The 24838-nt window shown below is 59.4% G+C and carries 22 protein-coding genes; 14 read left to right on the forward strand and 8 right to left on the reverse strand.

Annotation, left to right across the window (positions count from 1 at the left end; genetic code table 11):
• Nucleotides 1-45 precede the first annotated feature (45 nt).
• The 5 genes from pabB to K4O48_RS11315 all read left to right on the forward strand — a co-directional run bounded on the left by pabB (nt 46) and on the right by K4O48_RS11315 (nt 7812).
• Complete coding sequence (pabB, locus tag K4O48_RS11295) at nt 46-1404, forward strand: aminodeoxychorismate synthase component I (RefSeq protein ID WP_222908316.1); 1359 nt, start codon at nt 46-48, stop codon at nt 1402-1404.
• Nucleotides 1405-1470: 66 nt separating this feature from the next.
• The gene (locus tag K4O48_RS11300; protein ID WP_222908317.1) at nt 1471-5145 is read left to right on the forward strand and encodes an ATP-binding protein; all 3675 of its coding nucleotides are present in this window, start codon (nt 1471-1473) and stop codon (nt 5143-5145) included.
• Complete coding sequence (locus K4O48_RS11305; protein ID WP_222908318.1) at nt 5145-5786, forward strand: hypothetical protein; 642 nt, start codon at nt 5145-5147, stop codon at nt 5784-5786. Before K4O48_RS11300 ends, K4O48_RS11305 begins: the two co-directional genes overlap by 1 nt.
• The gene (locus K4O48_RS11310) at nt 5783-7003 is read left to right on the forward strand and encodes a phosphoenolpyruvate carboxylase (RefSeq protein WP_222908319.1); all 1221 of its coding nucleotides are present in this window, start codon (nt 5783-5785) and stop codon (nt 7001-7003) included. Before K4O48_RS11305 ends, K4O48_RS11310 begins: the two co-directional genes overlap by 4 nt.
• Nucleotides 6991-7812: a hypothetical protein gene (locus tag K4O48_RS11315; RefSeq protein WP_222908320.1), complete on the forward strand. Its 822-nt coding sequence runs from the start codon at nt 6991-6993 to the stop codon at nt 7810-7812. The genes K4O48_RS11310 and K4O48_RS11315 overlap by 13 nt, the downstream gene beginning before the upstream one ends.
• A 45-nt stretch (nt 7813-7857) precedes the next feature.
• Here K4O48_RS11315 and thrH read toward each other — a convergent pair whose 3' ends face one another.
• Nucleotides 7858-8475 carry a bifunctional phosphoserine phosphatase/homoserine phosphotransferase ThrH gene (thrH, locus tag K4O48_RS11320; RefSeq protein WP_222908321.1) on the reverse strand — a complete coding sequence of 206 codons (618 nt, stop codon included), beginning with the start codon at nt 8473-8475 and terminating at the stop codon, nt 7858-7860.
• Nucleotides 8476-8661: 186 nt separating this feature from the next.
• Between thrH and K4O48_RS11325 the strand changes: the two genes are divergently transcribed.
• Nucleotides 8662-9396: a phosphoadenylyl-sulfate reductase gene (locus tag K4O48_RS11325; RefSeq protein ID WP_222908322.1), complete on the forward strand. Its 735-nt coding sequence runs from the start codon at nt 8662-8664 to the stop codon at nt 9394-9396.
• 243 nt (nt 9397-9639) lie between these two features.
• Here the strand turns inward: K4O48_RS11325 and cysB are convergent, their stop codons facing one another.
• A complete protein-coding gene (gene cysB / locus K4O48_RS11330) occupies nt 9640-10614 on the reverse strand; it encodes an HTH-type transcriptional regulator CysB (RefSeq protein WP_222908323.1) in 975 nt (324 codons plus the stop codon).
• 307 nt (nt 10615-10921) lie between these two features.
• Complete coding sequence (locus K4O48_RS11335; protein WP_222908324.1) at nt 10922-11872, reverse strand: putative 2-dehydropantoate 2-reductase; 951 nt, start codon at nt 11870-11872, stop codon at nt 10922-10924.
• Nucleotides 11873-12146: 274 nt separating this feature from the next.
• Between K4O48_RS11335 and K4O48_RS11340 the strand changes: the two genes are divergently transcribed.
• Nucleotides 12147-13223: a 3-deoxy-7-phosphoheptulonate synthase gene (locus K4O48_RS11340; protein ID WP_222908325.1), complete on the forward strand. Its 1077-nt coding sequence runs from the start codon at nt 12147-12149 to the stop codon at nt 13221-13223.
• A gap of 41 nt (nt 13224-13264) precedes the next feature.
• Here the strand turns inward: K4O48_RS11340 and K4O48_RS11345 are convergent, their stop codons facing one another.
• Nucleotides 13265-13555: a GNAT family N-acetyltransferase gene (locus K4O48_RS11345; protein ID WP_222908326.1), complete on the reverse strand. Its 291-nt coding sequence runs from the start codon at nt 13553-13555 to the stop codon at nt 13265-13267.
• 417 nt (nt 13556-13972) lie between these two features.
• Between K4O48_RS11345 and K4O48_RS11350 the strand changes: the two genes are divergently transcribed.
• The gene (locus tag K4O48_RS11350) at nt 13973-14227 is read left to right on the forward strand and encodes an Lpp/OprI family alanine-zipper lipoprotein (RefSeq protein WP_168424042.1); all 255 of its coding nucleotides are present in this window, start codon (nt 13973-13975) and stop codon (nt 14225-14227) included.
• 79 nt (nt 14228-14306) lie between these two features.
• Here K4O48_RS11350 and K4O48_RS11355 read toward each other — a convergent pair whose 3' ends face one another.
• The 3 genes from K4O48_RS11355 to K4O48_RS11365 form a co-directional block, all read right to left on the reverse strand.
• The gene (locus K4O48_RS11355) at nt 14307-15269 is read right to left on the reverse strand and encodes a L,D-transpeptidase family protein (RefSeq protein ID WP_222908327.1); all 963 of its coding nucleotides are present in this window, start codon (nt 15267-15269) and stop codon (nt 14307-14309) included.
• A gap of 67 nt (nt 15270-15336) precedes the next feature.
• Nucleotides 15337-15618 carry a hypothetical protein gene (locus K4O48_RS11360; RefSeq protein ID WP_222908328.1) on the reverse strand — a complete coding sequence of 94 codons (282 nt, stop codon included), beginning with the start codon at nt 15616-15618 and terminating at the stop codon, nt 15337-15339.
• Between the two features lie 44 nt (nt 15619-15662).
• Nucleotides 15663-16268 carry an arylesterase gene (locus tag K4O48_RS11365; protein WP_222908329.1) on the reverse strand — a complete coding sequence of 202 codons (606 nt, stop codon included), beginning with the start codon at nt 16266-16268 and terminating at the stop codon, nt 15663-15665.
• A gap of 10 nt (nt 16269-16278) precedes the next feature.
• Between K4O48_RS11365 and K4O48_RS11370 the strand changes: the two genes are divergently transcribed.
• The 5 genes from K4O48_RS11370 (at nt 16279) to K4O48_RS11390 (ending at nt 22332) form a co-directional block, all read left to right on the forward strand.
• Nucleotides 16279-16965, forward strand: a complete 687-nt coding sequence (locus K4O48_RS11370) for an ABC transporter ATP-binding protein (protein ID WP_222908330.1) — start codon at nt 16279-16281, stop codon at nt 16963-16965.
• Entirely contained in the window at nt 16962-19463 is a 2502-nt protein-coding gene (locus K4O48_RS11375; RefSeq protein ID WP_222908331.1) for an ABC transporter permease, read from the forward strand. Before K4O48_RS11370 ends, K4O48_RS11375 begins: the two co-directional genes overlap by 4 nt.
• Before the next feature lie 58 nt (nt 19464-19521).
• A complete protein-coding gene (gene greB, locus K4O48_RS11380; protein WP_222908332.1) occupies nt 19522-20034 on the forward strand; it encodes a transcription elongation factor GreB in 513 nt (170 codons plus the stop codon).
• A gap of 287 nt (nt 20035-20321) precedes the next feature.
• Nucleotides 20322-21263, forward strand: a complete 942-nt coding sequence (locus K4O48_RS11385) for a triacylglycerol lipase (protein ID WP_222908333.1) — start codon at nt 20322-20324, stop codon at nt 21261-21263.
• Between the two features lie 49 nt (nt 21264-21312).
• Nucleotides 21313-22332: a lipase secretion chaperone gene (locus tag K4O48_RS11390; protein WP_222908334.1), complete on the forward strand. Its 1020-nt coding sequence runs from the start codon at nt 21313-21315 to the stop codon at nt 22330-22332.
• A gap of 4 nt (nt 22333-22336) precedes the next feature.
• Here the strand turns inward: K4O48_RS11390 and K4O48_RS11395 are convergent, their stop codons facing one another.
• On the reverse strand, nt 22337-23746 hold the full coding sequence (locus K4O48_RS11395; protein ID WP_222908335.1) for a transglycosylase SLT domain-containing protein: 1410 nt from the start codon (nt 23744-23746) through the stop codon (nt 22337-22339).
• 174 nt (nt 23747-23920) lie between these two features.
• On the opposite strand from K4O48_RS11395, the gene K4O48_RS11400 reads away from it, so the two are divergent.
• On the forward strand, nt 23921-24733 hold the full coding sequence (locus K4O48_RS11400) for a TatD family hydrolase (protein WP_222908336.1): 813 nt from the start codon (nt 23921-23923) through the stop codon (nt 24731-24733).
• Nucleotides 24734-24838: the final 105 nt, after the last annotated feature.

Below are 24838 nucleotides of genomic sequence, written 5' to 3' on the forward strand. Positions count from 1 at the left end.
CGACCCTTCGATGGTCGGGCGCTCCTGTCCAGCCAACAATCGCCAATGCCTGTCTGCACCCTTTATTCCCTCGAATACAAACCCGACCCTGCAAGCTGGTTCGGGCGCATTCGTCACGCCCCTGGTGCGGTACTGCTGGATTCAGGCAGGCCAGTTGCCATGCGGGGGCGCTATGATCTGCTCAGCGCCTGGCCACTCGATACGTTTGAACCTGAGCCAGACGAATCGGGCGCTGTTTTTTTTCAGCGCCTGCGCCAAGCATTGACGCTCTTAGGCCACGCCGACCTGCCTTACGATTGCGCCCTGCCCTTTGCAGGCGGCCTGATTGGCCTGTTGGCCTATGATTTCGGCGGACGACTCGAGACGTTACCGAACCGCGCTCTGGATGATCTGGGCCTACCTGCCGCAAGATTTGGCCTCTATTCATGGGCCCTGATCAACGATCACGAGCTCAAGCGCAGCCATCTTCTGTTCCATCCCAGCCTTGAGGATGCGGAGCAGCAGCGGCTGATCCAGTTGTTCGTTGGCGACGCTGGCGACGCTGGCGAATACGATCACACTCCATTCGAGCTTCAGGCAAAGTTCACCGCTGACCTCGACGCCGACAGCTACCAGCATGCCGTCGAGAGAATCCAACGGTATATACGCGAAGGCGATTGTTACCAGGTCAATTTTGCGCAGCGCTTCCGGTCGCCGTATAAAGGCGATGAGTGGGAAGCTTACTGTCGCGTGCGTAACGCTTGCCCCACCCCTTTTTCTGGCTTTATCGCGATAGACGATGGCGCCATCGCCAGCTTCTCACCTGAGCGTTTCCTCAGGCTCACCGAAGGTCGCGTTGAGACACGACCGATCAAGGGCACTCGCCCGCGTGGCGCAAACCTGCAAACCGATGCGGAGCAAGCCCAGGCACTGCTGACAAGCGCCAAGGATCGAGCGGAAAACCTCATGATCGTCGATCTAATGCGCAACGACCTCGGTCGCAGTTGCCAGATCGGTAGCGTGCAGGTTCCCGAGTTGTTCTCGCTGGAAAGCTACCCCAACGTGCACCACCTGGTCAGTTGCGTCAGCGGAACCCTGGCTGAGCATCAGGACGCGTTCGACCTCCTCGCGGGGAGTTTCCCCGGCGGCTCGATTACCGGCGCACCAAAGATCCGCGCCATGCAGATCATCGACGAACTGGAGGCCACCAATCGCTCGATCTACTGCGGCTCGCTGCTTTACATCGACGTTCGCGGCGAAATGGACAGCTCCATCGCCATCCGCACACTTCTGCTAAAGGATCGGCAGATCAGCTGCTGGGGTGGCGGCGGGATCGTCGCAGACTCCGATTGGAATGCGGAATACGACGAGTCAATCAGCAAGGTCAAGGTGCTCATGGAAGCGCTGGAACCGGTCACGCCTTAACCACGCGCCAAACATGCCTTTCAGTGCCGTCCACGGTCGGACACCACTATCGATAGAAGAAAGCCAATGCCCAGCCTCAATCGCATCATTCTCATAAACACGCACTTAAAGGGCGTCGTCGAGCTGGTAGTGGATAACCACACCAACATCTGCGGTACTAACGCATCCGGCAAGACCACGCTTCAGCGCCTGGTGCCGGTGTTCTATGGCGAATACCCGAGCCGGGTCGTGCCGTCCACGCGCGACAGTTTCGAGCGCTGGTATCTACCCACTGATCAGAGCTTCATCGTCTATGAATACCGGCGCATGGACGACGAGCTGTGTCAGGCCGTGCTCGCCGCTGCCAGTGACGGCAAAGGTGTGGACTACCGTTTGATACACAAAGCCTTCGATCTGGACGACTACATCAAGGATCGTCAGGGCGAACGCATCAGCTGCCTGACCATGAACGAGCTTGGCCGCTCGTTCAAACAGATGGGCGTGACGACGACCAATCAGCTGAACACCCGTCAGTTTCGCGCCATCATCCAGAACGACCGGAGCCTGCTCGCGGCCGATAACCAGCGCATCGAGCTGCGCAGTTTGGCCCGGCAGTTCTCGCTGTGCTCGGGCGAGCATTCGCTGCGCCATATCGAAAAGCTGGTACGCGCAGTGCATTCGCGCGAAGGCAAGATGGAAACCATCAAATCGATGATCGCGGCCATCCTTGAAGAGGATGGCGTGACGCCGCCCACGACTCACCTGAACCCGCAGCGGGTCGAGGATTGGATTCGGGACAGCCAGTTGATTCAGGGTTTCGATGCGATCCGGCCCGAATTTGCCCGATTGGAAGGCGATCATCAGGAGCTGCAAAGCTGCGAGGCGCGCCTGAGCGGACTGCTGCTGGCCTATCGCACTGACGAGCCCGTGTTGTTTGCGCGCCAGGAACAGCTCAAGGACACGTTGGAACAGGCCGGTTTCGCGCTCAAGCAGCTTGAAGAAAGGTGGCGCGATGAACGCGACGAACTTTCCCTCTCGCTTTCCCAGGCCCAGGGCCAGATTGAAAGCGCAGAAACTCAGCTGACCCACATCGAGGAGCAATACCAGGGCTACCTCGACGCCAACATCGATCAAGCCAAGGCCGACCTCGAAAAACTCGATGGCTGGAAGCTTGAATTGAACAATCTCAAGGAACGCTTACGACTGCTTACCGAGCAGCATGCGGACGTTCAGAATGCCTACCTGGAGCGCAAACAGGAAATTCAGGAGCAACAGCAGGAAGCGCTGGAGCGCCTGCACGACCAGGAGCGTCAGCTGCACGACGAGCTGGCCGCACGCAACCAACAGAAGAACAGCGCCATTGGCCAGTTGGAAAAATCGTTCGGCAACCGTCAACAGGAGGCAGACGGCCGTTTTCGCGAGCAGAAGCACGCCGTCCAGTTGGAGCAGCGCAGCCTCGAACAGCAGATCGCCAGTTTCAGCTACAGCGAAGAAGAAGTCCTTAGCCTGAACATTTTCGATCGCCGCCTGGATGAGGCCGAACACAAGCGCGAAGAAGCCAGCCAGACACTGGATACCTTGATTCAAGAAGAGCGCACATTGCTGCGACAGCGCGAGGAAGCCAGCCAGCAGCTCAACCTGGCCGCTCGCCGCGTGGCCGAACGGCAACGAACGCGGGACGAAGCCGAACAGCTCCTCTACCCACGTCAGAACACCTTGCTCGAATTCCTGCGCCGCGAACAGCCTGGTTGGGAATTGCAGCTGGGTAAGGTGATCGAGCCGGCCCTGCTGCAGCGAACCGACCTCAAACCCGCGCTCAGCGAGCCGCAGAGCGATAGCCTGTATGGCGTACACCTCGAACTGGCTGCTCTGGAAACGCCCGAGCACGCCTCTAGCGAAGCCGAGTTACGTCATCGTCTGCAGCTCGCCGAGGACAACCTGCAAGATGCGCAGCATCAGCAGCAGCAGACGGAGCACCACCTGGCGGAGACCAGTGCAGCCCTGGACGCGCTCAACCCTCGACTTGTCGTTGCCCGTACAGAGGTCCAGAACCGCAAGAGCGATCATCAGCGACTCAAGGAAGAACGTGCGGCGCTCAAAGGGCGTCTGGAAGCCGCATTAGCCGAACGCCGCCTAGCGGCAAAAAAACAGCTCAGTGACCTGGGCAACGTGATCAAACAACTCCAATTGGAACAGGCGAGCCTGCTGGAAGAGCTGGAAGCGCAATTCCAGGAAGCCCGAATGGAGACCCTGGCCCATTGGCAGCAAGTGATCGGTGATCTTGATCACCGCCTGGCACAGCTCAAGGCCCAGATCGATAACCAGCGAAGCACCGGCAAGACGGAGCTGGCCGCCTGTGAACAGTGGTATCAGAACGAGTTGAAATCTCGCGGCGTAGATGAAACCCAGCTGATCCATCTCAAGACCGACCTGCGCGCGCTCGATCAGCGCATCAGGGATACCGAAGCCCGCCGGGCGGACGTCAACCGCTACCAGGAGTGGTATGCGTTGAGCTGGCTCAAGGTCAAACCCAAGCTGCAGGATGAGCTGACCAATCAGAAGGTACTGGCCACCGAACTCAGACAGCGGCTGGACGCTGCTTCTGTCCAGTTCAAGGCCAACCGCAGCGCGCTGGACAAGCAACGGCAGCAGGCTCAGCAAGCTCAGGTCATCGTCAGCGACCACCTGGACAACCTGAAAACACTGCTGCGTCGCTTGGGCGAGCTCAAGCTTCCGCGTGAAGGCACGTTAGCCGAAGGCGAGCTCGATGAGCGCCTGCGGCACGGGCAGGAACTGCTGCATAGCCGCGACGCCCTGCTCGCCGCCATCAAACAGCACGTCGATCGTTTCGACACGCTGATTGCGAGCAAATCCGGCTCCAGCCTGGCGGAAACCTGGGAGCGCAGCCGTGAGGAATGCACCCGCATCAACGAACGGGGCATTCCCAACCTGGATTACCGTCGCTTGGTCCCAGCGCTCGACGAGCTGCTCAACAAGCTGGTACCGCAAAGCCTCAACGGCTTGCGCGAGCAAGGGCGGATATTCGGAAATGAGCTGTTTACCTTCTTCGACATCCTGACGGATATCGATAAACGCATCGCCAACCAGAGCGCCCGGATCACCCGTGAGGTCAGTGAAGACTTGCTACTCGAAGGCGTATCCAATTCCGCGGTGACGATCCGTTCGCGCATCACTGACTTGGAGTTTTGGCCAGAGCTGCGTGCTTTTGCCCGCGCCTACCTGGAATGGGAAGAAAGCGGCTTCCACGATCTGCCGAACGACGACTACACCGGCAGCATGCGGCGCGCCCTGGAAGTCCTCGGACGCTCAGCGTTGAACAGCGGTATTGCCGGTTTGTTGGAGATCGAACTGCGCCTACGTGAGGGTCGAAGCGACCTTGTCATCCGTACCGATCGCCAACTCAACGAATCGTCCAGTCACGGGATGGCTTATCTGATTCTCTGCAAGTTTTTGCTGGCGTTCACCCGGCTGCTGCGTGGTCACGCGCCGGCAGTTATTCATTGGCCGATCGACGAGTTGGGCACCTTGCATCACGCCAATGTGAAGAAAATTTTCGATGCATGCGGCAACAACTCGATCCGCATCCTCGGCGCGTTCCCCAATCCGGACTCTGAAGTGCTGTCGCTGTTTGCCAACCGCTACATCGTCAACAAACAGACCCGCCAGCTGCAGGTAGTCAAACCGCGTCTGGACGTAATCGGCGAAAGGCTCAAGGCCCGCATGGCCGAGGAGACCATCTGATGTTATCCATCAAAGGCAACGTGATCGAATCACTGCTGCAAGGGACCTTCATTTGCCGGACCAGCAATGAAGAGGGCTGGCGATTCCTGAAGAACCCAGCCAACCGTGAGCAAGTGGACGACTACCTGAGCACCCTCAACCGCGTGGTCGCCACGGTTGGTGGCACGGCCGATGCTGACGTGTTCTTCTGCGGCTATCGCCAGTTGGGCGACACCGAACGACGCATTGTCAGCCAGCAATTTCGCGACATTTGCAATGCACTGACGCCGCTAGCGGAGTGGCTAGTGCTGGTACAGGAGGCCAGCGCACAAGACGCCCCGCTGACGGAAGGAAGTCCGATTCGTCTCAACGAACTGCAAAGCATTGTCGAAGACACACCGGCGTTTCGAGAGCAACTCAACCGTATCAGCCATTACGCCCTGTTTCGCTCCACCAGCAGCAATGTCGATGCTCAGATTAAGCAGGTATTTAAGAAGCTGTGCGAATTGGGCTACCTGTTGCGCCCAAACCCCGACAAACAGATATTTCTCGGCACCGGTAAGCTCGATTACCTCTACGAAGTGATCCGCTTCATCGATGAAGCGGAAGGGCTTGCGCTGGAGGACCGCGCCGAGGCCTCCAGCCAAGGCAATCTGATATGAACAACAACCTGCATCAGGCGGGCGTGCGTTTCCTGCGTCAGCTGGGTCGGCATGCCGAATCAATTATGGGTGCCTATCTGGCTGGCTCCGTTTCAGACGAGAGCCTGGAGCCCGGCGTACAGGAGCGACTGATCAAGGACGGCATTCTGTATCGCCCCGAGCCTGGCGCCGATCTCCATTTACGCCGAGTAGTGCGCGCACTGCTCGAGGAAGCGCTGCGCGACGACCGCAATCGGCAAATCGACGCCAACACCGGTACGACCCTGGCGGCGTTCAAGACCTTGGCTGCGCATTACAAGGAAGCGCATCACCAAGGCGACTTCCCCGCAGCAGATGCGTACCTGGCCGATTTACGTGAGCATGTCTATAGCTTCACCGAGGGGTTGAGCCACAGCATTCGCGTGCTGTGGAGCCGGATCAACAATGAGTTCGGTTACGTCGGCAGCCTTGCTGCCAAAATCCGGGAAAACGAGCTGGCTCAGTCGCAGGTAAGCGAACTCCTTAACGGGCTGGAGATGATCGATTTCCAGGAGCTGGCGGATACTGCGGGCGATTTGAGAGAGCTACGGCGCCTTCTGGTCGCCAGCCTGCAACGAAGCGTCAGTGCCTGTTCGCAAGAGCTGAGCATCGTCCAGGGTCGGTTGTTGGAGCTACTCGGACGCTTCCGGAAGATCCAAGGTCGTACCCTGTTGCTCAAGGGCTGGCTGTTACACGGCGAACAGCAGCCGGACTACCAAGTCGGTAACCATGCCGCCCGGTCACAGTTGCCGCAGCTCCTAAGCATTGCCCCCCCTACTCTGACCCCGGCTGCCGTGAACATCCATGCCAGTAGTCATGAAGCCGATCTCCTCGCCCTCCTAGCGCAAATCAAGGCCTCGCAACAGACGGAGAATAACCTCACCCCGCTACCGGAAGCCGAGGAGCTGCTGCTTCAAGAGATCGACAGTTTCGAGGTTCAAGCCAGTCCAATCCAGGAGGCGGTGCAAGACTATCTCTGCCATGTGATCGAGAACGGCCGCCCCGTCACCGCGCTAACGTGGCACTCACAACAGGCACTGCCCTGGGAAACAGAATCCTGGTTGTACCAGGTGATAGGCGGTTACGAAGCCCTGCCCGATGATCAGAAGGGCCACTTCGAACTGGACCTGCAGGGTGAATCCCATCCGGTCTACAGCGGCAACTACATCGTGCGGGACATTGCCCTGTGGCTAGCCTAGGCCAACGCCACCTCGACGCCGTTCACCGAGCGGTGCGGAACAAACCATCCACGGTGTCGCTCGGCCCGGTTTGGGAAGAGATTCGCCGTCACGTCGAAATCGGTACGCCGCGTAGCGGCAAACTGAAAATGAGCGACGGCGATTACCGAGCACTGCGGACTTATTTTCTACGAATCGAGGGCTGGGATCCGATTACGCCGCCACCAACCGGTACACGCACGGAGACAGCCCGCCAGTTCAGAGACGACAAACTTGGGGCAGAGCGCCCGGGTGATAACTTCGTATTGGTCAAGGGCAACCTGCCCGCACCGTTGCCCGCAGTACCCATGGAAACCAGCCTGCGAGTCCCGCTGAATACCTTCGCCTTGGCGCAGGTGCGTAACCTCGTGTTGGTTGAGAACCTGGACAGCTTTGACCGTTGGCAGGATTACCGCATTCCCGAAGCGCTCAACGGCGCCCTGGTGGTGTACCGCGGCCATGGCGGTCTGGCACGCGGCGCACGTAAACTGATTGCTCGCCTGCCCGAATCGGTGTGTCTGCACGTCTTTCCGGACTACGATCCGGCGGGCCTCGTGATCGCCATCAGCATGTCAGCCCGTGGTCTGCTGGTTCCCGAGCTCGGTGAAACGCTGATGGAGAAAAGCCACGGCGATCATTTTGAGCGGCAGTACCGCCAGAGCAAGCATCTCGATGAACTCGAGCTGGGCGGCTGGCGGTCTGTCTGGCACGCCATGCGTGAGCGCCGGCTGAGCATCAAACAGCAGCACATGCTGGCCTTTGATGCGCCGCTGCAGCTCGTGTTGCGCTAGTTCCGCGAGGCTGAAGCCCCCGATCGCTATCCAGCGTGCTGCCTGTTACAGCGACAGTTTGCGATTGGACGCCTTGAGAAATTCCTGCTTGAGCTCCTCGAAGGTATGCACGGCTGGGAACTGCGGGAATTCCGCGATAACGTTATCCGGTGCATGAAAGAGGATGCCAGCGTGGGCTTCGCTGAGCATGGTGGTGTCGTTGTAGGAATCGCCGGCCGCGATCACGCGGTAGTACAGGCTCTTCAGCGCGATGACAGACTGGCGCTTGGGGTCTTTCTGGCGCAGCTGGTAGTCGACCACACGATCGTTCTCGTCGACGATCAGCTTGTGGCAAAGCAGCGTCGGAAAGCCCAGCTGACGCATCAGCGGTTGCGAAAACTCATAGAACGTATCCGACAGGATCACCACCTGGAAACGCTCGCGCAGCCAGTCGACGAACTCGACGGCACCGTCCAGTGGCTTCAGGGTAGCGATGACCGCCTGAATATCCGACAGCTTCAGCCCGTGCTCATCGAGAATACGCAGGCGCTGCTTCATCAGCACATCGTAGTCAGGAATGTCCCGCGTGGTCGCCCGGAGCGATTCGATTCCGGTGGCCTCGGCAAAGGCGATCCATATTTCCGGAACCAACACACCTTCCAGGTCGAGACAGGCTATTTCCACGGGCCACTCCTCAAAGCAGAAAAATTGAAGCGGCACTCTAACGGCACGGGGGAAGCGACGCAACGCGACGCCTTATTCGTTCTCGTTAGGACTGACTACCCTAAACGTTATTTAGCGTCATAACGCCTCTTTGCTAACATCCGCTGCCAGCAGAGCGCGCCCAGCGCCAACCAAGGAAGCCGCCTGATGAGCCAAACAATTGATGTCGCCGAGCTGGCAGCCGCCTATGCCGGCAAATCTCCGCAAGACATTCTCAAGCTCGCCTTCGATCTGTTCGGTGACGACCTGTGGATCTCGTTCAGCGGCGCGGAAGATGTCGTGCTGGTTGATATGGCGTGGAAGCTGAACAAGAACGTCAAGGTGTTCAGCCTCGATACAGGTCGTCTTCACAGCGAGACTTACCGTTTTATCGAAAACGTTCGTGAGCACTACGGCCTCTCGATCGAGATCATGACGCCGGACCCTGCCCTGCTGCAGCCGCTGGTCAACGAAAAAGGGTTGTTCAGCTTCTACCGCGACGGCCATGGTGAATGCTGCGGCATCCGCAAGATTGAGCCGCTTAGACGAAAATTGGCCGGTGTCCGGGCATGGGCCACAGGCCAGCGGCGGGATCAAAGTCCAGGCACACGCAGCCAGGTATCGGTACTGGAAATCGACACTGCCTTCTCGACGCCCGAACACACCCTCTACAAATTCAATCCGCTCGCGCAGATGACCAGCGAAGAAGTCTGGGGCTATATCCGCATGCTCGAAGTGCCATACAACAGCCTGCATGAACGCGGTTTCATCAGTATCGGTTGTGAACCATGCACACGCCCGGTATTACCGAGCCAGCACGAGCGTGAGGGACGTTGGTGGTGGGAGGAGTCGACGCAAAAGGAATGCGGTCTGCACGCCGGCAACCTCATCGCGAGGGCTTGAACAACAGCTCTGCTTTTCTGGCGACATCTACAAGCTGGCTCTATCGAGTCAGCTGCAACTCATCCAAAACAGGCGGGTACTGCTGTATTCGCCCTATCGCTTCGGCCTAAACCCTCTCGCTGGGAAACGCGATGAGCAAAGCGCTCATCCCATATGCGCAACGGAAACCTTGGCATCGTTCCAATTGCGTTTGCCAAGCGAGCTCGTCCGATCCGCAGGATGAACGGTCAACCGGACAGCACGTTAGAAAGTAGGCAGTTCGACATGGGCAAACAGTTCATCCAGCTCGACCTTGTTGCGGCATTGAACCGCCTTTTCAAGCATGTCGCGATCAAGGTGAGGCGCAAAGGTTTCGATGAAGTCGCACATGAAGCCGCGTAGGAACGTGCCACGACGAAAACCGATCTTGGTCACACTGGGTTCGAACAGCTCACTGGCGTCGAGTACGACCAAGTCAGGATCGAGCGTCGCATCGACCGCCATCCGCGCGATGATCCCAACGCCCAGCCCCAGCCGAACGTAAGTCTTGATGACGTCGGCATCTGCCGCTGTGAAGACCACTTTCGGCGATAGGCCGCGATGGCTGAACGCCTCATCGAGCTTGGAGCGCCCGGTAAAGCCAAACACGTAGGTCACGATCGGATGCTCCGCCAGATCCTCGAGCGTGAGCTTGTCGAGCCGTGTCAGCGGATGCCCTTGTGGCACGACCACGCAGCGGTTCCACCGATAGCACGGCATCATCACCAGATCACCGAACAGCTCCAGCCCCTCGGTTGCTATCGCGAAATCGACGGTCCCGTCCGCCGCCATTTCCGCGATCTGCATCGGGGTGCCTTGATGCATATGCAGGGAAACGTCCGGGTATTGCTTGATAAACGCGCTGATGACCTGCGGCAGGGCATAACGCGCCTGCGTATGGGTCGTTGCGATACTCAGGGTGCCGCGCTTTTCGTTCGAGAACTCTTGGGCGATCTGTTTGATGCTTTCGCACTTGCGAAGGATTTCGCCCGCGGTGGTGATGATTCGCTCACCAGCAGGGGTGACCCTGGTCAGGTGTTTCCCGCTGCGTGCGAAAACTTCCACACCCAGTTCATCTTCAAGCAACCGAATCTGTTTGCTGATGCCCGGCTGGGAGGTAAACAGGCTCTGCGCCGTGGCTGAAACATTGAGGTCATGGTGCGCCACTTCCCAAATGTAACGCAGTTGCTGAAGCTTCATAGAGTTCCCTCAAAGGCCAATGGCGCAGCGGCGCCACCATTTTTTTTATAACTTTTAGCGCCGAATCAGCGGAATTCTAGGTCATTTCCCTATGGTCTGCCCGCATCGGTTCGCCAGCGAGAGCAAGACGGAGATAAAAGTAGTACAGCGACCTTATCCGCGATCCGGCCGCCGGTCTGCTAGTTCGATCGCATCCTGCTTACCGCCCCCGAGCACTCAGGCACTGCCGGTCGGCCTCGGTTGAGCTTAGCAGCCGGCAAGAAAACCTCTACTAGCCGAACACCAGGCGACGGGAGGAACAGGCCAATCATCTCTCCCGCGCGGAGATGAAGCGCAGCGCCTGATAAAGCGCCTCGGCCCTGGGCATCTCAAAGCCTACATCCGCGGCCGCTGCCAGCGGAGCAGCATAGATCGCGGCAAGCTCCATTGGGCGGCCCTGCTTGTAATCGTGGTACATACTCGGAAGGTAGTTGGGCATGTGATCCGTAGACATCATCATGCGGTCCACCAGCGCCTCGGGTAGCGGGTGGCCACAAGCGGCAGCCGCACCGCAGGCCTCGAGCATGATCGACCGGACCAGAGCACGGCTGTCCGGATTCGCCATCAGCGGCGCTGTACCGGCGTCCAGCAAGACGGATAGCCCGTTGTACGGCATATTCCACACCAGCTTTTGCCAACGTGCCTGGGCGAGATTGGCAGCCGCGCTTGAGTCGACGCCCGCCGCGCGAAACATCGCAACGCCCTCCTCAACCAGCGCTTGCTGCTGTTCCGACGTCTCTGCCGAGCCCGAGTGATAGCCAAGGTTGACGCCTCCCAGCGCCTGATGCTCGACCACACCCAGCGCCGAACGGTGCGCGCAGATGAAACAGAGCCCACCAAGCAAATGAAGGGTGTCTGGGAGTACCTGTCGCAGGTCCTCCTCAATGCCCAAGCCGTTCTGCAACACCACGACTTTGGCGTTATCTCCCGCCGCCTCGGCGATCAGCGGGGCCAGGTCCGAGTTGCTCGTGCTCTTGGCACCTACCAGCAACCAATCACACTTCGGCATGTCCGCGGCACTGTGATAAGCCTGCACCTCATTGAGATGCAGTGGGCCGTGCACTGCACTGTTGACTTGCAGCCCATTGCGCTTGACCGCCTCGTACTCGCTGCGAAGAAGAAAATGCACATCGTAGCCGGCCCGCGCGAGCATCAGCCCATAAAAGCCGCCGATAGCGCCACTGCCAATGACTCCGATACGAGGGTTAGGTGCGGTCATGCAAGAACTCCAGCTTCAGATCAGTAAACGCCGCGTGAGGGCGCGCTCGAAGCGCCACATTAGCAGCGTCCCAAGGCGGCGCCCAGCCACCACGCCCCCTTGGATCGTGGACGTTACCTGTGTTGTGCCGCGCGATGCCGGCATCCGGCTTTATGGTCATTGTGGAGGCCACGCAATACACGATAAGGTTCCGCTTTCCCGCTGCGCCCTCAAGCCCTGCTCCGCCGCACCGGGATGGCTGGCGGACGGCATCCGTGACCCTGACGAGAACACGATGGCTGATTTACCGATCGATGACCTTAACGTTGCTTCCAACGAGACACTTATCACGCCGGAACAGCTGAAGCGCGAGATACCGCTGACGCCTACCGCACTGAAAACCGTCTCAGAAGGACGCCAGGTAGTACGCAACATTCTCGACGGCAAGGACCATCGCTTGTTTGTGGTGATAGGCCCCTGCTCGATTCACGATCTGAAGGCTGCTCATGAATATGCCGAGCGTCTGAAGGTCCTGGCCGAACAGGTTTCGGACAGCCTGTATCTCGTCATGCGCGTGTATTTCGAGAAGCCCCGTACAACCGTAGGCTGGAAGGGTCTGATCAACGACCCGTTCATGGACGACTCATTCAAGATCCAGGACGGACTGCATATTGGCCGGCAGCTTCTGCTGGATCTGGCCGAGATGGGCCTGCCGACAGCCACCGAGGCACTGGACCCTATCTCGCCGCAATATCTACAGGATTTGATCAGCTGGTCGGCCATTGGCGCGCGCACGACTGAATCCCAAACACATCGGGAGATGGCATCGGGTCTGTCGTCCGCCGTCGGATTCAAAAATGGTACCGACGGCAGCCTCACCGTAGCCATCAACGCACTGCAATCGGTTTCCAGCCCGCACCGTTTCCTCGGTATCAACCAATCGGGTGGCGTCTCGATCGTCACCACCAAGGGCAATGCGTATGGCCATGTCGTACTGCGCGGCGGCAACGGCAAGCCCAACTACGACTCGGTCAGCGTGGCGGTATGCGAACAGGAACTGAACAAAGCCGGCATCTCCCCGAACATCATGGTCGACTGCAGCCACGCGAACTCCAATAAGGACCCAGCGCTGCAGCCGTTGGTGATGGACAACGTGGCGAATCAGATACTGGAGGGCAACAACTCTATCGTCGGCTTGATGGTGGAAAGCCACTTGGGGTGGGGCAGCCAACCGATTCCCAAGGATCTCGCGGACCTGAAATATGGTGTGTCCATCACCGATGCCTGTATCGATTGGGATGCGACGGAAAAAGCTATTCTCAACATGCATGGCAAGCTGAAGGACGTACTACCCAGGCGCGCTCGCGGTTGATCGCGAACTGAAAAAGAAACGCCGCTCGCGGCGTTTCTTTTTTATTCGCTGTCGATACCGCCCGTGGTCTTGCCTTGTCGCTCGATATACCGCTCGACATAGGAACATGATGGAATCACGGTGTAGCCTTCACGCTCGGCGTAGTCCAATGCATGCTGAGCCAACACAGCCGCCACACCCCGACCGCGCAGTGCATCCGGAACAAAGGTCCGGTAAAAATCCAAGGTCTGTTTACCTAGATCCACATAAGCCAGATAGGCGCGATAGCCGTCCACGGTAGTTTCGAACTGATGCCCCGTTCGATCATGGTGAATGGTTAGCTTGTCGGTCATCTCGCCTCCTCAGCAGGCTTGCCCTGCCCCTTCGACTTGGAGGGTTCATGCGGAGCCCGCACATTCCCCATTTTTCTTGTTAGTGGACAGTGCATGCTACCGCTATGTAAGACTCCGCTTCAATTGCTTAAAAGTTGGCCAGCCGGACTGCAGGTGCGCCTGCTACTGCATCGCCTTCGTAAACGTCCGAAGTGCAACTTTTCGACGTTGGCGTTGGTCCATGTAGCGAGTGCAACGGCTGGCCCTGATTGTTTTTTAATCAACCTGTCCAGCGGGCGCCATGAAGAGAATGAGCGTGCAGAAAAATGTGGTAGCAGCTGCTCGCCTCAGTTTACTTAGCGCAACTAATCGGTAGTATGTGCGCGCCAACTTTCCATAACGGAAGTTGCCATGGATTTCATCCTTAAGGGGAACACGATGAACAACGTTCTGAAATTTTCTGCTCTGGCTTTCGCCGCAGTTCTGGCTACTGGTTGCAGCAACAGCATGACCAAGGAAAGCGAAGCTCGCCTGACCGCGACCGAAGATTCCGCTGCCCGCGCCCAGGCTCGCGCTGACGAAGCGTACAGCAAGGCCGATGAGGCTCTGCAGGCTGCTCAGAAGGCTCAGCAAACTGCTGACGAAGCCAACGAGCGTGCACTGCGTATGCTGGAACGCGCCAGCCGCAAGTAAGCTTCAGGCGATAAAAAAAGCCGACCTACAGGTCGGCTTTTTTGTGGGTGCTTAATAGCTGCCATGTATCGGGCAGGTGTTAAAAGATGTGCTCTTCCTGACTGGCCAGCGCCTGCCCTTGCTCAGCGATCTGAATCGGCAAGCCATCTTCCCCGGCGATGATCTCCCGGATCATTTCCCAGTCCAACTGTAAGACACCCGCCGCCTCGTCACGCTTGAGCAATGTATTGATCACAACGGCATGCTTGTCCATCAGCGTCATGTGCTTGTCTTCGTCCTGCAGCGGCGTATGCGCCTCCAGGTAGATCTTGCCTTCGCTGACACCAAACTTATAAGGCTCATCGATAATCCGTACCGGGGTGCCGACTTTGACCAGCCCCGACAATTCCAGCACGTTGTGATTGAGCATCCGGAAACACCCGTGACTCACACGCATGCCAATACCAAACTTCTTGTTCGAGCCATGGATGAGATAACCGGGCAATGCCAGGGTCATTTTGTAAGGGCCAAGCGGGTTATCCGGTCCTGGCGGCACGACCTTCGGGAGCGGATCACCCTCGGCGGCGTGCTCATCTCGAATCGATTGCGGTGGGTACCAAGCCGGATTGTTGGTCATGGCCGTGATCCGGGTGTTGCCCACCGGTGACCCCCACCCCTCACGCCCGATTCCAAGCGGAAAGGTATGCACAACATCCTTACCCTCAGGGAAATAGTACAGGCGATACTCAGCCAAGTTGATCACGACGCCCTCGCGTGGTCCCGGCGGCAGAATGTAGCGTGTCGGCAGGATGATGTCCGTGCCTTCGCCGGGCAGCCAGGGATCCACGCCAGGGTTGGCTGCAACCAGCTCCAGATAACCCAGATCATGCGTCTCGCCTAGCGCTGCGAATGTGTCCTCGTACTTGGCCTTGATTACCTGGATCTGCCCAACCACGTCCTCGTCTTCCGGGGGTAGCGGTAGTTCCAGCGCCGCGGCCTGACCAGCCAATATCAAAGCAGCGAATGACGCACAGGAGGCGACTGCAGACGCACGCGAGAGCATTCAAGGTTTCCTTGGAAATAGAGGATCAAGTTGAGCGATTGTACGCGAAGCAACTGCGCCCGCCGAGCTACCAGGCGTTGACGGCAGACGGAAGGCCTTTGCGTTGCGCGCTAAGCGCGTCGCGACACGCCGGACAGAGCCGGCGATCCTTGAGCGCGGTACGTTCAAGGTCCTGCCAGCGCGGTTGGGCAGGCAAAAATCCGCCACAGAGGGTGCGGTCGCCTCGGCTATTGAGCTCCAGTTGCCGTAGCGCCAGATGCAGACGATTTTCGCGGCAGGCGAACAGGTCGAACTGCTCGTCCGGCACGATAAGGCGATAGGCAAATAGGGTCCAGGCTGGGCGCGGCATCGGAGGCTCCAATCGAGGGGCGCGACAGTAGCGGTGGGCACTGCTCAAAGCAAGGGTTCGAGCACGGGCCAGACGTTGTCGAGCAGCCTTTGCTGCGCACCGGCGGTGGGATGGATGCGATCGGGCTGCATCATACCCTCGACCCCGCCAACACCCTCCAGAAAGAACGGTACGTACGGCAGCTTGTTATCCTCGGCAAGGGTATCGAATACCTGAGCAAACGCCGTCGTGTAGCGCTGCCCCAGGTTCGGCGGCAGCCGCATGCCAAGCAACACCACCTCAGCGCCCGCCTCGCGGGATTGCTCAATCATCGCCTCAAGATTGTCTTTGAGCTGCGCCGGCGACTGGCCGCGCAAACCATCATTGCCACCGAGTTCGAGAATGACCACCTCGGGCGCATGCTCCTCCAAAAGCATAGGCAACCTGGCAAGCCCACCGGCGCTCGTGTCGCCACTGATCGAGGCATTCACGACCTGATGATCGATCCCTTCTGTATCAAGGCGTTGCTGGAGCAGGTGTACCCACCCCTGGCTGGTTTCCAGGCCGAAAGCGGCGCTGATACTATCCCCAACGACCAGCAACGTCCCCGCCGCGGCTCCCTGAGTCCAGCAAAGCAGTACCAGGACCCCACTTCTTAGCCACTTTCGCATCGGAATCTCCATGACCGCCAGCATTCTGTACGCCCGGAACCTTAGCAAAGCGGTACCCAGCGCGGAAGGCGAGCTGGCGATTCTCGACGATGTATCGCTGGAATTGAACAAGGGCGAGAGCCTGGCCATCATCGGCACCTCTGGTTCTGGCAAGTCGACCCTGCTCGGCCTGCTGGCCGGCCTAGACCTGCCGAGCGCGGGCGAGGTGCACCTAGCCGGTCATCTGCTCGGCGCATTGGATGAAGACCAGCGCGCCAGGGTCAGGGCGGAACACGTAGGCTTCGTCTTCCAGTCATTCCAGCTACTCGACAGTCTCAATGCGCTGGAAAACGTCATGCTGCCGCTCGAGCTGCATGGCCGTCGTGATGCGCAGGCGAAAGCCACCGAACTGCTTGGACGCGTTGGTCTGGGTGCTCGCTTGCATCACTATCCACGACAGCTCTCGGGCGGCGAACAACAGCGTGTCGCGGTCGCACGTGCGTTCGCCGCCGAACCTTCAGTGCTCTTCGCCGATGAACCCACCGGCAATCTCGATAGCCATACCGGTGCAAACATCACGGAACTGCTGTTTGAACTTAACCGTGAACGCGGCACGACCCTGGTACTGGTCACGCATGACGAGCGGCTGGCCCAGCGCTGCCAACACCTGCTTCGCCTGGAAGGCGGTCGCCAACTTCTAGATGAGCAGACCCGATGAAGCGCGTGCCCTTCCCCCGTCTGGCTAGCCTGGCGCTGCGCCAGCTGCTGCGCGATGCGCGCGGCGGCGAGCTCCGCGTTCTGTTTGGTGCACTGTTGATTGCCGTAGCGGCCAGTACAGCCATCGGCTATTTCGGTGCACGTCTAAACGATGCCATGTTGCTGCGGGCCACCGAATTTCTCGGAGCCGATCTTGTGTTGCGTGGCAGCGCACCCGCCGAGTCCGAACAGATCGCGGCAGGCGCCCGATTACAGCTTGATCATGCCCGGGTTGTTGAATTTTCCAGCGTCGTCGCCACGGACGAAAATCTGCAACTAACGAGTGTCAAGGCAGCCGACGACCATTACCCGCTGCGTGGTGAGTTGCGTAGCGCTCCCGCCCCGTACCAGCCAGAACACGCCGGACCGGGACCAAAACCTGGCGAAGCCTGGGCCGAAGCCCGCCTCTTCGCCGCGCTCGATCTTCAAGTCGGCGATCACATCGAAGTGGGTAACAAGCGGCTGCAGTTGACCCGCGTATTGACCTACGAGCCCGATCGGGTGGGCGATTTCTACAGCCTGACGCCACGGGTACTGATGCATCTCGATGATCTGGACGCCACCGGCGTGGTGCAGCCTGGCAGTCGTGTGCGCTATCGAGAACTTTGGCGTGGGGAACCGGCGCAACTGCAGGCTTATGAAGAAGCCATCAAACCCAACCTGCAACCGCATCAGCGCATCGAAACCGCCAAGGACGGCAATCGCCAGATTGGCGGTGCGCTTGGGCGCGCCGAACGCTACCTCAACCTTGCCAGCCTGGCCGCAGTGCTTCTCGCGGGCGTTGCGGTGGCGCTTTCAGCCGCGCGTTTCGCCGCACGCCGCTTCGATGCCAGCGCTCTGCTGCGCTGCCTGGGACTGTCACGACGCGAGGCACTGCTGCTTTACACGTTGCAGCTCGGCTGCCTGGGCATAGCAGCGAGCGTGGTGGGCGCACTGTTGGGCTGGGCAGCACAACACGGGCTGTTCTTCCTGCTGCGCGAGTTGGTTGTGAGCGAGGTCCCGCCGGCCACCCTCTGGCCTGCATTGGCAGGCATCGCAACCGGGCTCGTGGCGCTGGCCGGCTTTGCGTTGCCGCCATTGGCTGCATTGGGGCGCGTACCGCCACTACGGGTACTACGCCGAGATATCCTACCGGTCCCGCCAAGCACCTGGCTGGTATACGGCACCGCGGTGGCCGCCCTTGGCCTGATCATGTGGCGCCTTAGCCTGGACTTGAAAATCACGCTTGCGCTGCTGGGTGGAGGCCTGATCGCGACCCTGGTCCTCGGCGGGCTCTTGTTGCTGGCACTGCGGGGCTTGCGCCGCGCGCTATCGGGCGCTTCGCTGACATGGCGCTTGGGTCTTGGCCAGCTGCTTCGTCACCCGCTTGCGGCCGCAGGTCAGTCGCTGGCCTTCGGCCTGATATTACTGGCGATGGCCCTGATTGCGCTGCTGCGCGGCGAGTTGCTGGATACCTGGCAGAACCAGCTCCCGGACGATGCACCTAACCATTTCGTGCTCAACGTGTTACCCGCTGATCGGGACGCTTTTGCGCAGCGTATCGAGGCATTGTCGGATCATGCCGCGCCGCTGTACCCCGTCGTACCGGGACGGCTGGTCGCCATCAATGGGGAGCCGGTACGTCAGGCGGTCAGCAAGGATAGTCAAGGCGAGCGGGCGATACGCCGTGACCTGAGCCTGACCTGGGCGCAGGATATCCCTTCCGACAATCGCCTCACCGCTGGCCAGTGGTGGGACGACGCGCCAAGCGAATTACCGGGCGTATCGGTGGAAGCCGAGTTGGCCGAGAGCCTTCAGGTCAAACTGGGCGACCAACTTAGCTTCACGGTCGGCGGGCTGACCCGCGATGTCAGCGTGACCAGTCTGCGTGAGGTGAACTGGGACAGTTTCCAGCCGAACTTCTACATGATCTTCGAGCCTGAAACCCTACAAGACGTGCCGACTACCTACATGACCAGCTTCCACCTGCCCGACGGCAAGGATCGCGAACTGGTGCAACTGGCGCGAGACTTCCCATCCGCAACGATACTGCAGGTCGAGGCCTTGCTCAGCCAGCTGCGTAGCATCCTGGCGCAGGTCTCGCTAGCGGTCGAGTACGTGCTGATGTTCGTGCTGGCCGCTGGTCTGACCGTATTGTTTGCTGGTCTCCAGGCGACACTGGACGAGCGCATCCGCCAAGGCGCTCTGTTGCGGGCATTGGGCGCTGAGCGCAATTTGTTACTCAAGGCCAGGCGGGCAGAATTCGGTGTGCTCGGCGCGGCCAGCGGCCTGCTCGCCGCGCTAGGCTGCGAACTGGTCAGCGCGCTGCTCTATCACTTTGTCTTCGACTTACGCTGGCAACCGCACCCTTGGCTGCTCCTGCTGCCGCTGATCGGCGCGCTGCTGGTTGGAGCCGCGGGGGTAATCGGTACGCGCCGAGCGCTCAATGCCAGCCCGCTCAATGTACTCCGCGAGAACTGAAGCCAGATCAAGACAAGTAACTTTAGAATAGGCACCCTTCAGCCACCTCGGATGATTCATGAGCCGTTATCGCCCGCCCCGCCCCGCTGGTACACCCCTGATAACACCGGAAGGTGAGGCACGGCTGCGCGCGGAGCTACACGAGTTGTGGCATGTCAGGCGCCCGCAGGTCACCCAGTCGGTCAGCGAAGCCGCCGCGCAAGGCGATCGTTCTGAAAACGCCGAGTACACCTACGGTAAGAAAATGCTGCGAGAGATTGATAGCCGTGTCCGATTTCTCACCAAGCGGCTGGAGAAGCTCAAGGTCGTCAGCGACAAACCGACCGATCCGGGCAAGGTGTACTTTGGCGCATGGGTGACGGTCGAAGACGAAGACGGTGATCAAGCTCGCTATCGCATCGTTGGGCCCGACGAACTTGACCTTCGCCAAGGCCTGATCAGTATCGACTCGCCGCTGGCCAGAGCATTGGTCGGCAAACCGCTGGATGCGGAAGTTCAGGTTCAAACGCCCACTGGGGCAAAGCTGTGGTACATCGTGGCGATTGAGTACATTGACCCAGCGGTTGCTTAGTGACCAATAAGTCACCATCGTCGCCGATCAGGTTGCTAACGTTGCGGATCACGCGGGGCTAGCACTTTCCTTCCCACCACCCTGTTCCGTCCGGTAACAAGGGCTTACCCAGCAGCCGCTCATGTAGAGCGCAAAGCCGCAGGCGATACGGCGGGCTAGAGCATCCGCTTATCCGCTGTACGGGGCTTGGCACGAATGCTGCGCTGATTGAAGCCGTTGTACGCGCAGCGCGCGGTGAATGGCGATGGACTGCCAACGTCCTGTTCACCCTTTGAACGAGTGCATACATGAATAACAACAAAACAATGCTGGCCCTTTGCGTCGGTGCTGCCCTGGTGTTTTCTAGCCAGGTACAGGCCGGATTATTCAGCTCCAATGGCTATACCCAGACGCGTTACCCCATCGTGCTGGCGCACGGCATGCTTGGCTTCGACAGCATGCTTGGCATCGATTACTGGTACGGCATTCCGCAGGCACTGAGACGGGATGGCGCTCAGGTCTATGTGACGGAGGTAAGCCAGCTCAACACCTCAGAGTTGCGCGGCGAAGAGCTGTTGCAGCAGGTCGAGGAGATTGTGGCAATCAGCGGAAAGCCGAAGGTCAACCTGATCGGCCATAGCCATGGTGGGCCAACCGTGCGCTATGTCGCTGCCGTTCGTCCCGATCTGATCGCGTCTGTCACCAGTGTCGGCGCGCCCCATAAGGGCTCTGACGTGGCCGATCTCATCCGTAAGATACCGGAGGGCTCCGGTGGGGAGGCCATCGTTTCTGGCCTCGTCAATGGGATGGGCGCGTTGATCCATTTCCTGTCGGGGAGTCCGAGCACCGAGCCGCAGAACTCTCTCGGTTCGCTTGAATCACTCAACAGTGAAGGCGCGGCGCGATTCAACGCGAAATATCCACAGGGCGTCCCCACCAGCGCATGCGGCGAGGGCGCGTACAAGGTCAACGGCGTTCGCTACTACTCATGGAGCGGCACCAGCCCTCTCACCAACCCGCTGGACGTGAGCGATGCCATGATGGGGGCCGGCTCGCTTGCATTTGACGAGGCCAATGACGGGTTGGTCGGGCGTTGCAGTTCGCACCTGGGGATGGTCATCCGTGACAACTACCGGATGAATCACCTGGACGAGGTCAATCAGGTGCTTGGTCTGACCAGCCTGTTCGAAACGGATCCCGTAACTGTTTACCGCCAGCACGCCAACCGGCTCAAAAACGCGGGCCTCTGAGATTCAGGCGGGGCCAGCAGGCCCCGCTTTCTGACCATAAGGCACCCCAATGAAACTGATCGCCGCCCTCTTCCTGCTGAGCGCCACCGTTAGCATTGCCCTGTACTGGCGTGGCCTGTCCGACCCCACACCAGCGGCGACGCACGCAACCGAGCCCCAAGCACATACGGGTCCCGTCCATGCAGACCTGCAAAAAGTGACCACAGTCAAGCGACCTCCGCGCAACGGCAATCTTAGCCACCTGCCGGCCTCCTTCACGGGCACCCAGGTAGACGGTCGCCTACATGCAGATGCGGCTGGAAACCTTGTGATCGACGCAGGTGTTCGCCACCTCTTCGATTATTTTCTCGCCTCCATCGGCGAGGAGTCTCTGGAGACGAGTATCGCTCGGCTGCACCGCTACATCGAAACGCAACTTCCCCAGCCTGCTGAGGGCCATGCCATTCGATTATTGAGCCAGTACCTGGATTACAAACGCCAGCTCCTGGTGCTCGAACAGGACCATACGCGTCAACCGGACCTCGATGCGATGCGCGCCCGCTTAGCGGCCGTTCAGGAGCTGCGTGCCGGTCTGTTCGATGACATGACCCGTCGAGCCTTCTTCGGCCTGGATGAAGCAGCTGACCGCTTCACGCTGGATCGACTGGTGATACGTCATAACTCATCGCTCAACGCTTCAGAGAAGGGAGCGGCGCTGGACAGATTGCGCAACAACCTGCCACCGGAGCTGCAGGATTCGCTGGCAGCCCAGCTGCAAATCGAACTGCGCGAGCAGACGAAAGCACTGCAGGCCAGCGGCGGCAGCCTTTCAGACCTGAAGCAATTACGTCAGCAGTTGGTAGGCAACGCAGCCGCCGCCCGCTTGGAAAACCTCGATGCCAGACGCCAGGAATGGGAAGCGCGCGTCATGGCCTATCGAGAGGAGAAGACTCGCATTGAGGCAAGTCGTGGTCTAGGCGAGGCGGACAAACGCGCCGCGATTGCGCGGCTGAGCGCCGAACGCTTTGACGAAAGTGAACGGCAACGCCTGGATGCCGCCGAGCAGTTACTCGCGGCCACAAAGCGTTAGGCGTTCAATTGGCGGCACTCTGCGGACCACCTTCGAGCAGGTAACGTTCGCGGGTGTACGCCAGGTAATACTTGTTTACGGCATTGACGTAGCTGACCACGCCCATTCCCATGGTCGACATCGCGACGCGCTCTACTTGGAAGAACCACTGATCCGGATTGAGGCCCCGACGGCGCGCCTCTGCACGAAGGCTCTGAACGCGCTGCGGCCCGAGGTTATAAGCGGCTAATACAAACGCCATGCGTTCGCGCTCATTCAGCCTAGGGCTGGCGAAAAACGTGCGGCGGATGCTCGTCAGGTACTTCGCACTGGCAAGAACATTGTTATCCAACCGCCCGATGTCGCTCACGCCCATGCTGCGAGCAGTGGCTGGCGTCACTTGCATGAGACCGGTGGCACCGGACGCCCCCCGAGCCGCCGGGTTGAGCGTCGACTCCTTGAACGCCAGCGCTGCGAGGTTGAGCCAGTCGATATCCTGCTGCTGTGCATGTCGCTGCAGGGTCGGTCTCACTTTCTCCAGGCGCTGCCGCCCGATGCGATCCAGCGGATATTGCACGCGGTAAAGCCTACGGTAGACGCGGACAAACGCTGCATCCTGGTCATCCGGCGCGCTGTAGTTCTGCAGAAAACGATCGACGCTCGCACGCAGCATGCTGGCGTCCTTTCGGGTAAACCAATGCATGTCCGCGGAATCGCCCAAGGTTAGCTGCGGCTCGATACGTAGTTTGGGCAACACCTTTGCCCAACGTTCCGCAATGGTTCGCTCGACCACAGTCGCTGGGTAAACACCGGCTTGCACCATCTCCAGCACGTCTTCCACGGCCAACGTCGGGTCGACCCATTCGACCGCAATCGGCGCGCGTCCAGCCTGCATCAGCCCTCGATTGATTTCTTCCAAGGCGGAGCCCGCCGCGCTACCTGCAGATAACGCCACGCTGCGACCGGATAGTTGCTGGTAGTTTTTATAACGCACGCCACCCTGGCGGCTTACCAGCACCATCGCGACCTGAGGGACCACCGCGCGGCTGCGACTTATCTGGCGCGTCGCGCCCTGTGGCAATAGCTCTCCAGGCGCAACCAGATCGCCCTCGCCTCTCTGCAACGCACCAAGCAACTGGTCCTTCGCTTTTGGAATCAGCTTCAGCGTGATCGGAGGGCCTTTGGAGCCGCGATTAAGGAACTGCTCAAATGCCCGCAAGCGAACGGACTCCACACCGATGGCTTCGCCTTTCACTTCCCCCGAACTGTTGCGGCTCTGATTGACCAACACTCTCAGGACACCACTTCGGCGCACCTCTGCCAGATCACGGACGGCATCCCCTGACTGCCACGCTTGAGGTCCCATCACCCGCGCAGCGGCTGGCCAGGCGGCAAACATCAGCACACTCAGCAGCAAGGAGATTAGTCGGATCATTTACGGGTATCGGCTCGAATGAGACAAAATGCAGCGCGGTCACGCGGCTGCAGGGTGGCGAAGATTCTCACAGCCAATATTTAACCGCCAGCGAGTCTTCCAGACTTACATTAGATAACAACGCCATATCGCTGATTATTAACGTTATATTTTGATTTCATAAGCGAGACCTCCATGCAGCTAATCGACATTGGCGTGAACCTGACCCACCCAACATTTGCGCGCGACCCACGCGCGGTATTGGATCGCGCCTACGCAGCAGGCGTTGCTCAACTGTTACTGACCGGCACCAGCCTCAATGAAAGCGAAGCTGCGCTCGCCCTCTGCCGCGAGCTGGATGAAACCGGAAAACGACTGTTTTGCACCGCGGGCATTCACCCGCATGACGCGCGCCAATGGACGTCCGAGACAGCGGCTCAGCTCAAGGGCTTGCTTGCCGAGCCCGAGGTTCGCGCAGTCGGCGAATGCGGACTGGATTTCAACCGGGACCTGTCTCCGCGCGCCCAGCAAGAACGCGTGCTTGAAGAGCATTTGCAGTTGGCAGTGGAAACGGGGCTTCCTGTGTTTCTTCATGAACGCGACGCTGACCAGCGCATGGTGGAGATACTGAAGCCGTTCCGTGACCGGCTCAGCGCTGCGGTCGTGCACTGTTTCACCGGGGAAAAGCGTGCCCTTTATGCTTACCTGGACCTCGACCTGCATATCGGCATCACTGGCTGGATCTGCGATGAGCGACGCGGCACGCACCTCCAATCGCTCGTTCGGGAGATCCCCGCGTCACGATTGATGCTCGAAAGCGATGCGCCCTATCTACTGCCGCGCACGCTGCGACCCAAGCCAAAAGGAGGCCAAAACGAGCCGGCTTTCCTTCCAGAAGTCCTGCGCGAAGTCGCGAAACACCGCGAGATAAACGAAGAGGCGCTTGCACAGAGCACGACGCGCTGTGCTCAGGCGTTTTTTCGAATCGAACCGTTGATGCAATCCTGATTCACTCAAGCCGCGCAGCCTGCTGCCGTTAAACCGATCACGTTCACAAAAAACGCGAACTACCACCCTGACGACCCCTTCGTAAACGGCTTAAGAAGATCACTT

The sequence above is a fragment of the Pseudomonas sp. DNDY-54 genome (assembly GCF_019880365.1).
GTDB classification, from domain to species: Bacteria; Pseudomonadota; Gammaproteobacteria; order Pseudomonadales; family Pseudomonadaceae; genus Stutzerimonas; species Stutzerimonas stutzeri_P.

Bases quoted from the DNA above. Each gene is read 5' to 3' on its own strand.
- greB (WP_222908332.1), top strand. From the start codon at position 19,522: ATGAGCCGTTATCGCCCGCCCCGCCCCGCTGGTACACCCCTGATAACA.
- K4O48_RS11305 (WP_222908318.1), top strand. From the start codon at position 5,145: ATGTTATCCATCAAAGGCAACGTGATCGAATCACTGCTGCAAGGGACC.
- K4O48_RS11395 (WP_222908335.1), bottom strand. From the start codon at position 23,746: ATGATCCGACTAATCTCCTTGCTGCTGAGTGTGCTGATGTTTGCCGCC.
- K4O48_RS11345 (WP_222908326.1), bottom strand. From the start codon at position 13,555: ATGACCGACAAGCTAACCATTCACCATGATCGAACGGGGCATCAGTTC.
- cysB (WP_222908323.1), bottom strand. From the start codon at position 10,614: ATGAAGCTTCAGCAACTGCGTTACATTTGGGAAGTGGCGCACCATGAC.
- K4O48_RS11390 (WP_222908334.1), top strand. From the start codon at position 21,313: ATGAAACTGATCGCCGCCCTCTTCCTGCTGAGCGCCACCGTTAGCATT.
- K4O48_RS11350 (WP_168424042.1), top strand. From the start codon at position 13,973: ATGAACAACGTTCTGAAATTTTCTGCTCTGGCTTTCGCCGCAGTTCTG.
- pabB (WP_222908316.1), top strand. From the start codon at position 46: ATGCCTGTCTGCACCCTTTATTCCCTCGAATACAAACCCGACCCTGCA.
- K4O48_RS11375 (WP_222908331.1), top strand. From the start codon at position 16,962: ATGAAGCGCGTGCCCTTCCCCCGTCTGGCTAGCCTGGCGCTGCGCCAG.
- K4O48_RS11365 (WP_222908329.1), bottom strand. From the start codon at position 16,268: ATGCGAAAGTGGCTAAGAAGTGGGGTCCTGGTACTGCTTTGCTGGACT.
- K4O48_RS11385 (WP_222908333.1), top strand. From the start codon at position 20,322: ATGAATAACAACAAAACAATGCTGGCCCTTTGCGTCGGTGCTGCCCTG.
- K4O48_RS11325 (WP_222908322.1), top strand. From the start codon at position 8,662: ATGAGCCAAACAATTGATGTCGCCGAGCTGGCAGCCGCCTATGCCGGC.
- K4O48_RS11355 (WP_222908327.1), bottom strand. From the start codon at position 15,269: ATGCTCTCGCGTGCGTCTGCAGTCGCCTCCTGTGCGTCATTCGCTGCT.
- K4O48_RS11335 (WP_222908324.1), bottom strand. From the start codon at position 11,872: ATGACCGCACCTAACCCTCGTATCGGAGTCATTGGCAGTGGCGCTATC.
- K4O48_RS11360 (WP_222908328.1), bottom strand. From the start codon at position 15,618: ATGCCGCGCCCAGCCTGGACCCTATTTGCCTATCGCCTTATCGTGCCG.
- K4O48_RS11400 (WP_222908336.1), top strand. From the start codon at position 23,921: ATGCAGCTAATCGACATTGGCGTGAACCTGACCCACCCAACATTTGCG.
- K4O48_RS11340 (WP_222908325.1), top strand. From the start codon at position 12,147: ATGGCTGATTTACCGATCGATGACCTTAACGTTGCTTCCAACGAGACA.
- K4O48_RS11370 (WP_222908330.1), top strand. From the start codon at position 16,279: ATGACCGCCAGCATTCTGTACGCCCGGAACCTTAGCAAAGCGGTACCC.
- K4O48_RS11310 (WP_222908319.1), top strand. From the start codon at position 5,783: ATGAACAACAACCTGCATCAGGCGGGCGTGCGTTTCCTGCGTCAGCTG.
- K4O48_RS11300 (WP_222908317.1), top strand. From the start codon at position 1,471: ATGCCCAGCCTCAATCGCATCATTCTCATAAACACGCACTTAAAGGGC.